Source organism: Cyclonatronum sp. (genome assembly GCF_022565315.1).
Taxonomy (GTDB): domain Bacteria; phylum Bacteroidota; class Rhodothermia; order Balneolales; family Cyclonatronaceae; genus Cyclonatronum.
In genome coordinates, this window is record NZ_JAIUMX010000005.1 from 42,332 (window position 1) to 56,710 (window position 14,379).

Genomic DNA, 14,379 nt, shown 5'->3' on the forward strand with positions numbered 1-14,379 from the left:
AAAATTAACGTGCAACCGGAATCTGTAGGGTCTGTCCGGGACGTATGGTTGAATTTCGGAGATTATTTTGTTGCATAATGGCATTTACAGTTGTTCCGTGTGCCCTTGCAATATTGTGCAGGTTATCGTTGCGGCGCACCGTGTAACTTACGGTTTGCCCCGATGCTGCTGCAACCTGATTTTGCGGGATGCCGGCAGTTCGGCGTTCAGCCATCATCTGGCTTTTTTGCTGCCGGCTCATTTCGGTAACCCGCGAGAAATAGTCCTGCTGATTGGCAGGAACATAAATGTTCAGCCGCTGACCAACGCGGATGGTGTTGCCAATGTTGTTCCAGGAGCGGATGCGCCAGGCCTGTGTGTTGTACCACTCCGCGATATGGCCAACGGTATCGCCTGAGCGGACCGTGTAACTAACCCGTACAGTTCCGGCCGGGGCCGGGGCTGAAGCCGGCGAAGCAGCCGAGCCGGCACTTGCGGTAAGTGTTCTGGCTTCGCGGGCGTTCGACGGATTATTCGGGGATATGGCCACATTTGTGCCGCCGGGTACCGGAATCACGATTTCCTGACCGGGGTGTATAAGGGAAGTGAGGTTATCGTTGGCACCGTAAAGCGCCCTTACACTTATTCCGTAGCGGCTTGCGATAGCACCCAGTGTTTCACCGCTGCGAACCGAGTGAACAACAAGGGTCTGACGTTTGGTTTCCGGCATGTTCTGATATTCAGCCAGAAACATATCGCGGCTTCCTTTCGGAATTTTAAGAGGATAAGGCCGGGCACCAGGCGGTGTTGCAAACCGGAGCAGCTCAGGGTTCAGGTTACGCAGTTCCTGAGTGGTAATGCCTGCAAAATCAGCCAGAATACTAAGCTCAACAGAGCCTTCAATTTCTACAACATCATATTCGTACACCCGCGTAGTTACGGGAGTTTCGAAACCAAAATCCTGATGGTTCATGGCTACCAGCGCTGCGGCAATAAAACCGGGTACGTAACCGCGTGTTTCGCGGGGCAGGTGGGGGTAGATGGTCCAGTAGTCGCGCACGCCGCCGGAAAGATTTATAGCCCGGCGAAGCCCTCGCGGGCTAATATTGTAGCCGGCAATGGCCAGGTGCCAGTCGCCGTTCCAGGTGCGGTGCAGGTCGCGCAAATGGCGCGCAGCCGCACGGGTTGATTTTTCGGGGTCACGCCGCTCATCAATCCACCAGTTTACCTCAAGGCCGTAAGCTGCACCGGTAGCCTGCATGAACTGCCACAGCCCAACGGCACGTGCACGTGAGCGCGCAACCGGTACGAGGCCGCTTTCGATCATAGAGAGGTGAATAAGCTCCTCGGGTACGCCTTCTTCCTCGAAAATCCGCTTCATCATCGGGAAATAATAGGTTGACCGCTCCAGCCAGCGCTCCATAATCTCCGGGCGGCGCTCTGTGAGAAAATGGATCTGATTATTCACCTGCGTGTTAATAATAAGCGGCACTTCAAAATTGCGGTCATCGAAGCCGGGAGGCATGGCAAAATAGCTTCCGTCGAACCATTCATCCTGTGAGAACAAATCGTCGCGGACTTCAAAAATGTCGCCTTCCACGCTCAGCACGGGGCCGCTCATACCATAAAATTCGTGGTATTCAGCCATAACGGAACGGAATGTTTCGTTAAAACGGCGGTTACTCTGCACTTCAGGGTGCTCGTTCATCAGGCTTTGAAGCGCCTCTACGGCCTGCGTGATGTAATCTTCTGCGCTGAGCAGATCTTCATCTACCTGAGCCTCCATCGCCATAAAATTAAGGCGGTTAATGTCGGCTATTCTTTGCAGCATCTCTCTGTTTAGCGGATCAGACTGCAAAGAAACCGGGCTCCATACGCGGCTGCCCTGCAGTTCAATCGGATTCAGAAAAGGAAGCTCAATTTCCGGTAGCGGCATATTGAGCGTTGGTTGCTGCGCCTGTGCGGGAAGCACAAACATACCGGCAAGGGCACCGGTGAGCATTATTTTTTTGAGCATGTAAGCGTCTAAACCTAATTTTTGTGATGAAAGTGATTGGTGTTGCTCAAGATTAAGTCCGCAATATAATGAAAGGAAGCCTATTTGGCGAAGAAATTACGGCTCTGTTTGCATTAAAACTTAAAAAACATCCGTAAGTGGTTCAGCGCTGCGAGGTCCACTGCTGCACAATCGGCAGTCTGCGGCCGCTGCCAAAAGCCTTGGCGCTCACCCGCAGCCCGGGTGCTGCCTGCCGGCGCTTGTATTCGTTCAGGTCAACGAGGCGGAGTATGCGGCGTACGGTTTCGGCCTGAGCTTCGCCCAAAGCCTCGGTAATTTGTTCCCGGCTATGCTGTAGTTCGATGTACCGGAACAGAATATCGTCGAGCAAATCGTACTCCGGCAGTGAATCGGTGTCTTTCTGATCAGGACGCAGTTCTGCGCTTGGCGGCTTGGTGATAATCGCATTTGGGATTACTTCCCGGCCGTACCAGCTATCGTTAAGCCAGCGGCACATCTCAAAAACCTCGGTTTTGTACACATCAGAAAGCACTGAAAGCCCGCCGGCCATATCGCCGTAGAGTGTGCAATAGCCCACCGCCATCTCTGATTTATTGCCCGTATTGAGCAGCATGTGCCCGAATTTGTTGGAAACTGCCATAAGCAATACCCCCCGGCTTCTGCTTTGCAGATTTTCTTCCGCTACCCCAAAATCAGTTCCCTCAAACAGAGGTGCGAGAGCTTCAAGATAACCATCGTACAGCGGTTTGATGGCTATCTGCTCAAACCGGATTCCCAGATTTTTGGCCAGTATTCTTGAATCATCTACACTTCCTAAAGAAGAAAACGCTGATGGCATCGTAATGGCCATCACATTTTCGGGACCAAGCGCCTCTGCTGCAATCACGCTTACCAGGGCGGAATCGATGCCGCCGCTAAGGCCGAGTACCACCTGTTTCCCGAAAGCGGTTTTACCCAGATAATCGCGCAAACCAAGAACCAGTGCGCGGAACAGACGCTCGGGTTTGCCCGGCAGTGTGGTTTCTGCAGGGCTGCCTTTAAGCTGCCAGCCGGCTGAAGTTTGTTCGAGCTGCACATCAGCTGTTGTGTGCTCAAACAGCGGGGGCCGCGCCATTATGCTGCCGTCTGGGTTAAGCGCCATGCTGTCGCCGTCAAAAATGAGCTCGGTATTGGCTCCGACCTGATTCACATAAATGAGCGGCAAACCAAGGTCTCTTGCGTGGTTTTGGAGCATGCCGGCGCGCAACTCCGGTTTCTTCTGGGTGAAGGGGGAGGCCGAAATATTAATGAGCACCTCTGCCCCATCCAGCTTCAGCTCTTCGGCAGGGTTGATGTCATATACATGGTAGATTACTTCATTTTCATTGTTCCAGATGTCTTCGCAGATAGTGATTCCAAGCCTTATGCCATTAAAGAGCACCGTTTTACGGCTTGTTTCCGGCTCGAAGTAGCGGAATTCGTCAAACACATCGTAGGTTGGCAACAGGCTTTTTCGGGCTGTTTGCAGTACGCTGCCGCTTTGTGCCAGAATCGCTGCATTATACAGAGGCCGGCCGGCTTTGCCCGAATTACGCACCGGCGTGCCGAATATGGCCCCGGTATCTCCCGTTTCAGATACAAAAGCCCGTACCTGCTGCTCAATGGTGGTAATAAAATCACGGCGCTCCAGCAAATCCAGGGGCGGGTACCCGCAAACGCACAGCTCGGGATATACGATCAGGTCAATTCCGTCGGCCGCGGCCTGCTTATAGGCTACCCGCATTTGCGCCACATTGCCACGTATATCACCAATGGTTGGGTTGAGCTGAGCAAGTCTGATTTTCATATTCTCAGTAGCGATTTAGTTGAGTATCTTTGCGATTATGTGTTTGCACTTCTGTTTTCAAAACCGTTAACGAACCCGATCCGCACTCCTGAACAGGTATGTCTGCATCCAGATTCCCGTATAAAAACAACTTTCCGGAGCACGTTCGTATCGAGCGGCTGCCCCGGCATGAACTTGACCGCCTTTCTGCGCTTAACTTCGAAATATTCCGCGAGAAACGCATCATTAATCATAAAACGCATCCTTTTATGGTCGTTTTAGGTGCTTTTATTCAAGATATCCCGATTGGGTTCAAAATTGGCTACGGCCGGAAAGAGGGTGAATTCTACTCCGCAAAAGGCGGCGTGCTGCCCGAGTACCGCCGGCAGAAACTCGCCGACGCTATGATGTACGAAATGATTGAAATTGCCCGTGAAGCCCGTTTTCAGGTGTTTACCTACGATACTTTCCCGAACATGAACCCCGGCATGCTCATCTTAGGCTTAAACTATGGGTTTAAGGTCACCTACGCTGGCTACAATGCACGGTACAACGATTATCAGATAACCCTGAGCCTTGACTTGCAGCCCTAAGCTGCGGATTCAGAGTTTTTGCAAAAGGGTACCAAAATCGGCGTTCATATCCATGAAACGCTGCACCACTTTCCCGCAGAAGTCGTCATCTACAAGAGCTTTCACCGCTTCCGGGTCACTTGCCATGGTTGCGTCGATCTTGAAGGTCTGCTCGTACGGACCGGCCTCAAATTTGATCAGGTAGCGGTTGTTCCACATAAATATTGTAATGAGCATCTGCGGATGCGGGATGGTTCCAAGGGTTTTCATTGGTTCGATTTAATGGATTAAGGCGGCGCAGGGATTGTTTTATTTTCGGGGGGATGTGCCCACAGCCCTGAACATCAGCTGCTGCTTGTGTGCGGCTGCTGTTTGATGAAGCGCAGCGGCAGCACCCCGTTTGCGGTTAGGGATCGGGCCGCTTCTTTCACAAAAACCGGAAAGACGGGCATTTGTGAAATTTCATCCGGGCTAAACCAGCCGATATCTTGCAGCATTTGCTTTGAAGGCGACATTTCGGGGTCATGCCCCAGTTTAATCTTCCCGGAAAGCAGGGTGCACCGGAAATAAAACTCCAGGGCGTGCCAGCGCCCGCTGATGTATTCAGAGATAAAAACGGGTTCTGCGGCCCGCACAGTAAGTCCGGTTTCTTCAAGGAGTTCGCGTTCTACAGCTGCTTCTGCTTCCTCCCGAAAAGAAATTCCGCCTCCGGGAGGCATCCAAAACGGCTCAGCCCGCGTCGGGGAGTTTATTTTTACCAGCAGCAGTCGCCCCTGCTGTACCACAAGGCCACAGGCACGAGCCCTCAGGCGGCCCTCAAACGGATTGGCAGTCTCACTCATGCTTTACCGGCTGGGGTCATCAGTCCTTAGCTTCCTTGGGTTGCGGCTGTGCAGCGGCCTGACTTTCTTTGTACGTTAGGGCAGCCTTCACAAAATGTACGAACAGCGGCTGCGGCTCAACAACTTTGCTTTTCAGCTCCGGGTGGAACTGCACCCCAACAAACCACGGGTGATCGGCTACCTCAACAATTTCAACAAGGTTACGGTCGGGATTCACACCTGCCATGCGCATACCGGCCTGCTCGAGCTGCTCACGATAGTTGTTATTGAGTTCATAGCGGTGCCGGTGTCGCTCCTGAATCAGCTCCGTACCGTAAGCGGCAGCCGCAAAACTTCCTTCCTTGAGGGCGCAGCCGAACAGCCCCAGACGCATGGTACCGCCGGTTTCCCGCTGGTTGCGCTGGTCTTCCATGATGTCGATTACCGGCCAGGGCGTTTTTTCATCAAATTCGGTACTGTTGGCCATTTCCATACCACAAACGTTACGGGCAAACTCAGCTACGGCGCATTGCATGCCCAGGCAGATCCCAAAGAATGGCACTTTCTGCTCACGGGCAAACTGAACGGCCGTGAGTTTCCCGGCGACTCCGCGCGGACCAAAACCGGGAGCGACCAGTATAGCGTGCAGCCCGTCGAGTTTTTTATGGACGTTCTCGGGAGTCACCTCATCGCTCTGAATCCAGTGTAGCTTCACTTTCGCATCATTTACCGCACCGGCATGGATCAGAGATTCAACGATGGAAATGTAGGCATCATGGTGCTCCACATATTTGCCGACGAGGCCAACATTCACCGTTTTTCGCGGATACTTCACCGCATTCACAAAAGCTTTCCAGCGGTCGAGCTCCGGGGTTTCGGCACATTTAAGGTCAAGTTTATCAATTACCTGCCGGTCGAGGCCCTCTTCCAGCATCATCAGCGGCACTTCATAGATTGATTCGGCATCGATAGAGGCAATAACATCAGCCACATCTACATTACAAAACTGCGCAATTTTAGCACGAATACCGGCATCGAGCGGCACCTCAGCGCGACAGACCAAAATGTCTGGCTGAAGCCCGATTTCATAGATGGTCTTAACGGAGTGCTGTGTCGGCTTGGTTTTTAGCTCTCCGGCAGCCTTCAGGTAAGGCACAAGCGTGAGATGAATTGACAGGGTGTTCCGCTTGCCGATATCGAAACGGAGTTGCCGCATGGCTTCAATGTAAGGCAGGCCTTCGATATCGCCCACAGTGCCGCCTACTTCAACAATCACCACATCGTAATTGCCCTGTTCGCCGAGAGCAAGCACCCGCGACTTAATTTCATCGGTGATGTGTGGCACAACCTGTACGGTTTTGCCGAGATACGCCCCGCTGCGTTCTTTCATGATCACATCATAATAGATGCGGCCTGTAGTCACGTTGTTTTGCTGTGAGGTGCGGATGCCCAGAAAGCGCTCGTAATGGCCGAGATCCAGATCGGTTTCGGCTCCGTCGTCCGTCACAAAAACCTCACCATGCTCATACGGATTCATGGTTCCGGGGTCAACGTTAATATAGGGGTCCAGCTTTTGGACCGTAACCCGCAGCCCCCTTGCCTCGAGCAGCTTGCCCAGCGACGCACAGATAATTCCCTTACCCAGCGAAGAGGTTACCCCGCCTGTTACAATAATATATTTGGTTGCCATTGGAAATGAGGATCAGGATAGGATAGAATAGAATAGAATAGAAGGATGAAGTTCGGCAAAAAAGGCGGAAGATAAGGAATTTACCCCCTATTGCTCCGCAATTTTCTCCTTAAGCCAGGCATTTGCTTCCTTTATTTTGCGGTGCTGATAGGCAAAAAATATGACATTAATGATAAAGAAGACCAAAATCAGATTGAACCAGGTTGTGCTCAGCTGCGTGATTTCGTAGTAAAAACTCAGGCTGAAAAACAGAACAAACCCTAAATTCAGCAACATCATAATCATCGCTTTTTTAAACTTACCTTGAAGCAGTTGCTGCTGCCGGGCAAAACCAAGCCCCTCTGCAGATTTGCCCAGCTGAATTTCGATAAACATCCGGATTCGTTCATCCCGGTTTGCCTGGGGTGAAGCTTTTTTTGCGGCAGTTTCTGACATGTGTTTAATTAAGGTGATAGTAGCATTTTAAATAAAGACCGGTTTTGCGGCTGCGCAAAACTGTTCGTTAGTTCCGGTCCTGAATAGCGCGTTCGATGGCATCCCGGGCAAGGTCGCTCACACTCCTGCGGCTGTTGAGCACTTCGTAAACCTGATACACCCCCAGCATGGTAACCACACAACCAAGCAGACTCAGAAAGGCAGCCAGCCACATCGGGCTTACGAGGTTTAGAATGGAAACCATCGTAACGATGGCACCCAGCAAAACCTGCGCGACCCCGCTGAGCAAATAAAAGAAGTTTAAAGAACGCACATGCCTGGCAATCAGCTGCAGGCGTAAGGGGGCCTTGCGGCGCGCGCTGCTGTAAGAAGCCGACCTTTGTTTGTTCCCTAATGGCGGAAAATCAGGCATAAAACGAAACCTGCTTAATTATGGAGTTAGGATGATTCCTTTCTTATGTCAAAATAAAAGGGTTTTGGGCTCTTTTCAATTCAGTATTTTAGGGTTTAACAGTCCTCAATCATGCTGAAAGGATTCTATCTTAATTTATGGAAGAAAACAACGACTACATTTACGGCATTCATCCTGTACAGGAAGCGCTTAATAACCCTCAAACAGGTGTGGAAAAAATTTACCTGCGGCAAAATATGCGAGGCGCTCCGGTAAACCGCATCACCGAAGCGGCCTCAGCAAGGAAGGTTCCGGTGCTTAATGTGCCCGGCAGCAAGCTCAACGAACTGGTAGGGCGGGTGAACGATCAGGGTGTTGTAGCGCTGCTTTCGGGTATAACTTACACCGAGCTTGAACCCTGGCTTGAGCAGGCGGAGCTGTCTGCGCATCCATTTGTTGTGGTTTTATCAGAAATTGAAGACACGCACAATTTTGGCGCCATTCTGCGAAGCTCGGCAGCTGCGGGCGCAGCTGCGGTAATTGTGCCCAAGCACCGTCAGGCACCAGTAAATGCAACCGTTTTCAAAACTTCAGCCGGAACAGCCGGAAAGATTCCCATCATCCGGGTTACCAACCTAAATCAGGCCATAGGTACCCTTAAAGATGCCGGTTTCTGGTTCGCAGGGCTTAGCGCAGGTGCCGACCGGACGATCTGGGAGGAGAGCTACAACGCTCCTATGGGCATCGTAATCGGAAGTGAAGGCAGCGGCATCCGTCAGAAAACAGCCGAGCTCTGCGATTTCCTGCTTTCGGTACCCATGCACAACGGAGTTGAATCCCTGAATGCTTCGGTAAGTGCCGCCCTCGTTTTGTTTGAAATTAACCGCAGAAGACAGCCCGGCACCAAACCCTGAGCATAAACGGCATACCAAGAAAAAAGCCCCGGCGGCTAAGCGCGGGGCTTTTGGTAAACGTCAAAACTTAATAATCAGATGCTGTTTTATGGCATCTTCATCATGTAACCTACCCCGTGCAGGGTTACAAGATAGCGCGGATCATCGGGCTGCAACTCAATTTTGGAGCGCAGTTTTGAGATGTGCACATCAACTGTACGGGTGTTAGTGCTGTACTCGTAGCGCCAAACGTGCTCAAGCAGCGTATCGCGGGATACGGGCTCGTTAGAGTTGGCAACAAGGAAACGGATAAGCTCAACCTCGCGGGTTGTGAGGTCAATTTCCTCCCCGTCGGGCCGTTCAACCTTGCTTTGGTTCAGGTTGATGATTACTTCACCAAGCGTAACACTTTCGATCGGGCCGGGCTTGCTGTACGTGCTGATGCGGCGCAGGCGGGCCTGAATACGGGCCAGAAGTTCTTTCACCCCGAACGGCTTCGTCATGTAATCGTCAGCGCCGATGTTAAGACCGGTTACCTTATCAATTTCCTGATCGCGGGCGGTGAGCATAATAATGGGGAAGTTGAATTTCATTTCCCGCACCTTTTTGCACACCTCAAAACCGCTCATGCCGGGCAGCATAATATCGAGCAGCATTAAATCCGGCTGAAATTCAGGAATTCTCTGAATAGCGTCGTTGCCGTTTTCCACGATGAACACTTCATAGCCTTCGTTTTCAAGGGTATCGCGCAGGGTGAATACCAGGCTTGGCTCATCCTCACAGATAAGAATTTTTTTCTTAGACATATTCTGGTTTACTTTCTTCTTCATTGATTTTTTGACCGTTTAGATTTGAAAATGAGATATTGGCTGCTATCGGGAAAGACAGCGTAAATGTTGAGCCTTTACCATACGTGCTGTTCAGGGAGATTGCCCCCCCGTTTCTTTCAGTTAAGTTTTTTACAATAGAAAGGCCAAGACCGTGCCCTTTCGTTCTTGCGGTGAGGGTTTCTTCAACACGGTAAAACTTATCAAAAATAAGTTTTTGTGATTCAGGCGGGATGCCTGTTCCGTGGTCTTGAACCTCAACAAACACTTTTTTAGTGTCTGAGTAAACGCGGATTCCCAAATATTTCTCCTCAGGAGAGTATTTAACAGCGTTTTCGATCAGATTGCCTAAAATTGTTTCAAAGCTGTTCTGATCCACCATTATTTTGGGAACATCATCTTCTATGCTGAGATCGAGCTGAACATTGTTCTGATTCAGGAACCCCTGTTGTTCTGCCAGATGCTCCTTAACCAGTTTTTCGGGCTGAAGCAAAGCCGGTTTCAGGGTTAACTGACCTGCTTCATTCCTTGCTACATCCAGCAGCTTTTCTATCATTTTTCGCAGGCGCATGGTTTCCGTAAAAATATGCTGCCCGTAAGACTGCAGGCGCTCAGGTGTTGTAACCCTGCCGTCAGCAAGGTTTTCACCGGCAGCCTGCATTACCGCAAGTGGTGTTTTAAGCTCGTGTGTTACATTCGCCAAAAAGGAAGCCTGCCTCATACTCAGCTCCCTGTCCCGCTTGGCTGCAAGATACAGGAAAATCAGACTGAAAATCAGCGTGAAGACCGTAACGGCAAGCACACCGATATTTCGAACAAGCGACGCCTTGGATGCTGCAACTTCAGGAGTCTCGATGTAACGCATTTTCAGGTTCCAGTCTTCAAGTACACCTGAGAACCGGGAGATAAAGTCATGATCGCGCGAGATATCCTGATTGGATTCCGCATTCGAAATCAATACCTGACCGCGGGTCCAGTCGTCGAGATATACAAGCACACCTGACTCTTCCGAATTGCTGAAACGACGGAATATCTCCGGACCTATTACCCCGCTAATCAGATAATCGCGGTTTATTGGCATCGATAAATAGGCAATCGTCTCGGCCTGATCCGGATTGAAGAATACAAAATTGAAGGTAAAGTATGAGTCCGTCATCATGTAGGCGGTCCATTTATAGGTAGAGGCAAGCACATTCATTCTTGTACTCACCATGCCAATACCACGGCAAACCTGCTCGGGAACTGCCTCTGCGGGCACGAAACTGCCTACTGCAGAGTCGAACCGCATCACCCCGCTCTCCGGCGAACAAACGCGGTCGCCGTCCAGGGTATAATAAATGTCGTCGTACAGCTGATCATTACTTACATGATTCAGGTACTGAATAAGTGCAGCCGGAATCTGATCGGGGTATTCAGCAATTCGTTTCAGTTCAGATGCTTCGAGTGTCCAGAGGTTTCCACTGTTTTGCCTCATTCTAACCCGTACCCACTGCGATAAATCCTCAAGCTGCTCCCGGTTCTTCTCCACAGAAGTTGTAACCGCACTCATATGCAGGGCATAAATCGAGTAAAGGTTCATACCCGTGAGGGCTAAAATCCCTATAATGCCTAAAGCAAGAAGCAATCGCCTTATACTTAGAATATTCTTCATAGGGTTGTTGAGAGTAACAAATAAAAATCTTTTAATATTTTGCATCTGCTGCAGGCTACAACAGACAGCAATCGGGCCCAGGCAGGTTGATTTTAAACTATGAAATGCAAGTTCATCAGGGATGAATACAATTAGCCGGAAAGGCTACTTTTTCCTCGGTTCTTTTTGACTGCAACCGTATCGGCTTAATTTACAAAATTAAGTTTACATTATCCTAAGCATTTAAACCACTGTTTTTATTGATTAACTCACCATCATCAAGCTGAAGGCCCGAATTGTAAAACAGCTCACAAAACGGAATAGGCACCCAAAAATTTTATTCCTAAGGAATAATCTGAAATATATTTGTTTAAACAAGTCAGCCGGTCGTAACCTCGGTTTTTTTCACCTTTTTCCCGGCAACATTTAAAGGCTTGATCTCGCTGTTATCAAAGCAAAAGCCGGAAAACCCAACGAAACGATACCCGGCGGCAAATCCCAAACCATACTTGTCTTGAGATTTTTGTTGCTACAATATTAGTGTATTAGTATATTAGTACACCATATTAACAAAACAGACCTATCATGCTAACTATCCAAAACCTGAGTTTCAGCTACCCCGGGAAAAAGTTGTTTTCCGAAACACATCTCAAGCTGCAGCCTGGCAGCATTTACGGTATGCTCGGCCTGAACGGTGCCGGTAAAACAAGTCTGCTCCGCCTTATGTGCGGGCTGCTGTTTCCGCAGCAGGGAAGCTGCCTGTTCGGAAATTCCCTGATAACAGACCGCCACCCCTCTGTTTTAGGCAGCATTTACCTGATACCGGAAAAATTTACGCTGCCCGAGACCAAAATCCGTGACTTTGCTGCCCTTTACGCGCCCTTCTACCCTGCTTACCGGGAGGAAGAATTCCACGAAGCCCTTGATGCCTTCGCACTCTCCCAAACCACCTGCCTGCACCGGCTATCCTACGGGGAGCAAAAAAAAGTACTGCTCTCGTTCGGTTTCGCGCTAAACACACCTCTGCTGCTGCTTGATGAACCCACCAACGGGCTCGACATCCCCGGCAAGAGTCAGTTTCGAAAGATGCTCTCCAGGCTCGATCCGGTAAACCGCTGTGTGGTTATCTCCACGCATCAGGTGCGGGATCTGGGCCAGACCCTCGACCGGCTCATTCTGCTCCATGAGGGCAAAATTCTGCTTGAAGACAGCCTGGAAGCCATCAGCCGGCGCTGGCAGTGCACGGTGCTTGCTGCAACGGAACTCGACAAGGCCGTTTACAGTGAACCACAGCTGGGCGGCTACCGCGCGCTTGTGCCTGCCTCATCGGTGAAGTCAGAAACCGAATTTGATCTCGAGCTGTTCTTCAACGCGGCTGTTCACAAGCCCGGCGCATTGTTTCCCAACCTGAAGCCTTCACTCCAAACTGCCTTATGAACACAGCCGCAACCACTCAACCCGGACCCACGACTCCCATTCCGCCCTTTTCCCTCCTGAAAATCCGGCTGCTGATCCGCTGGTACTTCACAGATCAGAAGCGGCTGTGGCTGTTCACGGCCCTGCTTTTTGGCGGCATTGTGAGCCTGCTTACGCTTATCGCAGCCATTTTCGCCAGCGACACCACCGCATTTTCATCAAATGCTGCGGAGATGTACGTGCGCTCCGATTCTGTGAGATGGCAGCTGAGCCTCTCCTTTTACGCACTCGCGGGCTATTACTTCACCAGCCGGCTGTTTCAGACCATGCACAGGCCCGAAAGCGGCTGGCAGCTGCTCATGCTTCCGGCCTCAGCTGCCGAAAAGTTCGCGGCTGCATGGCTGCTCACCGCCCCGGTTTTCACCCTCGCGGCATTTCTGTTCCTGTGGCTGCTCAAATTCCTGCTCATGCTAATGCTCAATGTGATAGCAGGCACAGCCTTTGTGGTTCCGTCCCTCATCTCAGTGCCGGATCTCAACATGGTTCAGTCGTACTTTTTCTGGCACGCCATCTTCCTCTGGGGGGCTGTCTTTTTCAAAAGCCATCATTTTCTGAAGGCAGCCAACACAGCCGTAGCATCTTCCCTGCTTGTTTTTCTTTTGTTTATAGGTGGATGGATGCTCACCGGAAACAGCTTCATCAGCTTTTTCACCATGCTGCCGGAGTTCCGCGAAAGCGGGCGGGTGATGGCGCTTTGGTACACCATGCGGATCGCTGTCGTGCTTTTTGTGCTGTGGCTGGGCTACAACCGCTTCACCCAAACACAGCTGAACCCATGAAATTCGACCCTAACCAGCCCATTTACCTGCAGATTGCCGAATACTTCAGCAGCCGGATTCTCAGCCGGGAGCTGGGCGGTGGCGAGCGCATCCCCTCGGTGCGCGAAATCGCCTCCCTCGTTGAAGTGAACCCGAATACCGCCATGCGGGCCTACCATCAGCTGCAGGAGCAGGGCATTATCGAGCAGCAGCGCGGCATCGGGTATTTCACCACGGCCCGGGCCTATGAAATCGTGCTCGAACAGAAGCGGCGTGAATTTCTGCAGCAGGAGCTCCCGCAGTTCATCGAAAAGCTGACGCAGCTCGGCTACAGCCTCTCCGACCTCAGCTCGCTTGCAGCGCAGCACAAGCCCGACCTTTAATATTCAGCCAAATCCTTACTGCTATGAAAATCAAACTCTTTTTTGCCGGTCTGCTTGGCCTGCTTTTTATTCTGATGCTCACCGAGCTCAACCGAACAACCGAATCCAGCCCGCAGCGACCTGCTCCGGGCTCAGACGGGGCCCTCTTCAGCATGCGGGTTGAAGCCCGCGCGGATCATGAACAGCTGCGGCTCACGGAACTGCACGGCTTTGCCTTCATGGGCGAAATTGAAGCAGGCCCGGTGCGCTTCAGCTCGGTGGAAGTTTCCGTACCCCGGTTTCAGTGGCACCTGATCACGGACCGGCAAATCCACAACAATGCCTTGGAGCGACTTACGGAATCCGAAAGAGATTCGCTGGTAAGCGAGGCAGATTTTGCTTTCCTGATGCAGTACGATACCGAAAAGCTCAGTTTTGTAAGCCTGAAAGGCACTGCCTGGGAGAGCCTTGGGTTCAACTGCAGCCTGCCGTTTGGTATCAGCTGCGACGCCCGCGTTACCGATACGGGCATTGGCCGGCATCCGGATTAAGGCCGCGCTGTCTAAACCGAACAAAAGAGGCTATCCGTAAACCGGATGGCCTTTTTTTGTTTCGGGTCAAGGCTGAAGTATCAGAAAGCTGACACTGCATAATCGGGTCAAAATGAGCTTTTTTTTGGCTATTATGTACAAATATCCTGTTAAGATTGTATTTTGATCACGCT

Annotated in this window: 15 protein-coding genes; 6 read left to right on the forward strand and 9 right to left on the reverse strand. The window is 51.1% G+C overall.

The window, feature by feature from the left end:
- Positions 1-4: 4 nt before the first annotated feature.
- Both LAT75_RS02070 and LAT75_RS02075 read right to left on the reverse strand, forming a co-directional pair.
- Entirely contained in the window at positions 5-1,996 is a 1,992-nt protein-coding gene (locus tag LAT75_RS02070; RefSeq protein WP_291480958.1) for a LysM peptidoglycan-binding domain-containing protein, read from the reverse strand.
- A 142-nt stretch (positions 1,997-2,138) separates the two neighbouring features.
- The gene (locus LAT75_RS02075; RefSeq protein ID WP_291480959.1) at positions 2,139-3,821 is read right to left on the reverse strand and encodes an NAD+ synthase; all 1,683 of its coding nucleotides are present in this window, start codon (positions 3,819-3,821) and stop codon (positions 2,139-2,141) included.
- A gap of 98 nt (positions 3,822-3,919) precedes the next feature.
- Between LAT75_RS02075 and LAT75_RS02080 the strand changes: the two genes are divergently transcribed.
- Positions 3,920-4,393: a GNAT family N-acetyltransferase gene (locus LAT75_RS02080; protein ID WP_291480960.1), complete on the forward strand. Its 474-nt coding sequence runs from the start codon at positions 3,920-3,922 to the stop codon at positions 4,391-4,393.
- A 9-nt stretch (positions 4,394-4,402) separates the two neighbouring features.
- Here the strand turns inward: LAT75_RS02080 and LAT75_RS02085 are convergent, their stop codons facing one another.
- The 5 genes from LAT75_RS02085 to LAT75_RS02105 all read right to left on the reverse strand — a co-directional run bounded on the left by LAT75_RS02085 (position 4,403) and on the right by LAT75_RS02105 (position 7,730).
- On the reverse strand, positions 4,403-4,642 hold the full coding sequence (locus tag LAT75_RS02085; protein WP_291480961.1) for a hypothetical protein: 240 nt from the start codon (positions 4,640-4,642) through the stop codon (positions 4,403-4,405).
- 74 nt (positions 4,643-4,716) lie between these two features.
- Positions 4,717-5,214, reverse strand: coding sequence for an NUDIX hydrolase (locus LAT75_RS02090; protein ID WP_291480962.1), 498 nt, complete (start codon positions 5,212-5,214; stop codon positions 4,717-4,719).
- A 19-nt stretch (positions 5,215-5,233) separates the two neighbouring features.
- Positions 5,234-6,883 (reverse strand): CTP synthase, encoded by a 1,650-nt coding sequence (locus LAT75_RS02095; RefSeq protein ID WP_291480963.1) that lies wholly within the window; start codon positions 6,881-6,883, stop codon positions 5,234-5,236.
- An 87-nt stretch (positions 6,884-6,970) separates the two neighbouring features.
- Positions 6,971-7,318 (reverse strand): hypothetical protein, encoded by a 348-nt coding sequence (locus LAT75_RS02100; protein WP_291480964.1) that lies wholly within the window; start codon positions 7,316-7,318, stop codon positions 6,971-6,973.
- 67 nt (positions 7,319-7,385) lie between these two features.
- Complete coding sequence (locus tag LAT75_RS02105; protein ID WP_291480965.1) at positions 7,386-7,730, reverse strand: hypothetical protein; 345 nt, start codon at positions 7,728-7,730, stop codon at positions 7,386-7,388.
- Positions 7,731-7,867: 137 nt separating this feature from the next.
- Between LAT75_RS02105 and rlmB the strand changes: the two genes are divergently transcribed.
- Complete coding sequence (gene rlmB / locus LAT75_RS02110; protein WP_291480966.1) at positions 7,868-8,623, forward strand: 23S rRNA (guanosine(2251)-2'-O)-methyltransferase RlmB; 756 nt, start codon at positions 7,868-7,870, stop codon at positions 8,621-8,623.
- An 86-nt stretch (positions 8,624-8,709) separates the two neighbouring features.
- Here rlmB and LAT75_RS02115 read toward each other — a convergent pair whose 3' ends face one another.
- Positions 8,710-9,408 (reverse strand): response regulator transcription factor, encoded by a 699-nt coding sequence (locus LAT75_RS02115; RefSeq protein ID WP_291480967.1) that lies wholly within the window; start codon positions 9,406-9,408, stop codon positions 8,710-8,712.
- Positions 9,401-11,008 carry a HAMP domain-containing sensor histidine kinase gene (locus LAT75_RS02120; RefSeq protein WP_291480968.1) on the reverse strand — a complete coding sequence of 536 codons (1,608 nt, stop codon included), beginning with the start codon at positions 11,006-11,008 and terminating at the stop codon, positions 9,401-9,403. The genes LAT75_RS02115 and LAT75_RS02120 overlap by 8 nt, the downstream gene beginning before the upstream one ends.
- A gap of 636 nt (positions 11,009-11,644) precedes the next feature.
- On the opposite strand from LAT75_RS02120, the gene LAT75_RS02125 reads away from it, so the two are divergent.
- The 4 genes from LAT75_RS02125 to LAT75_RS02140 are packed head-to-tail and all read left to right on the forward strand — an operon-like array spanning position 11,645 to position 14,206.
- Positions 11,645-12,496 carry an ABC transporter ATP-binding protein gene (locus LAT75_RS02125; RefSeq protein WP_291480969.1) on the forward strand — a complete coding sequence of 284 codons (852 nt, stop codon included), beginning with the start codon at positions 11,645-11,647 and terminating at the stop codon, positions 12,494-12,496.
- Positions 12,493-13,314 (forward strand): hypothetical protein, encoded by an 822-nt coding sequence (locus tag LAT75_RS02130; protein ID WP_291480970.1) that lies wholly within the window; start codon positions 12,493-12,495, stop codon positions 13,312-13,314. The genes LAT75_RS02125 and LAT75_RS02130 overlap by 4 nt, the downstream gene beginning before the upstream one ends.
- The gene (locus LAT75_RS02135) at positions 13,311-13,676 is read left to right on the forward strand and encodes a GntR family transcriptional regulator (protein ID WP_291480971.1); all 366 of its coding nucleotides are present in this window, start codon (positions 13,311-13,313) and stop codon (positions 13,674-13,676) included. The genes LAT75_RS02130 and LAT75_RS02135 overlap by 4 nt, the downstream gene beginning before the upstream one ends.
- Before the next feature lie 23 nt (positions 13,677-13,699).
- A complete protein-coding gene (locus LAT75_RS02140) occupies positions 13,700-14,206 on the forward strand; it encodes a hypothetical protein (RefSeq protein ID WP_291480972.1) in 507 nt (168 codons plus the stop codon).
- Positions 14,207-14,379: the final 173 nt, after the last annotated feature.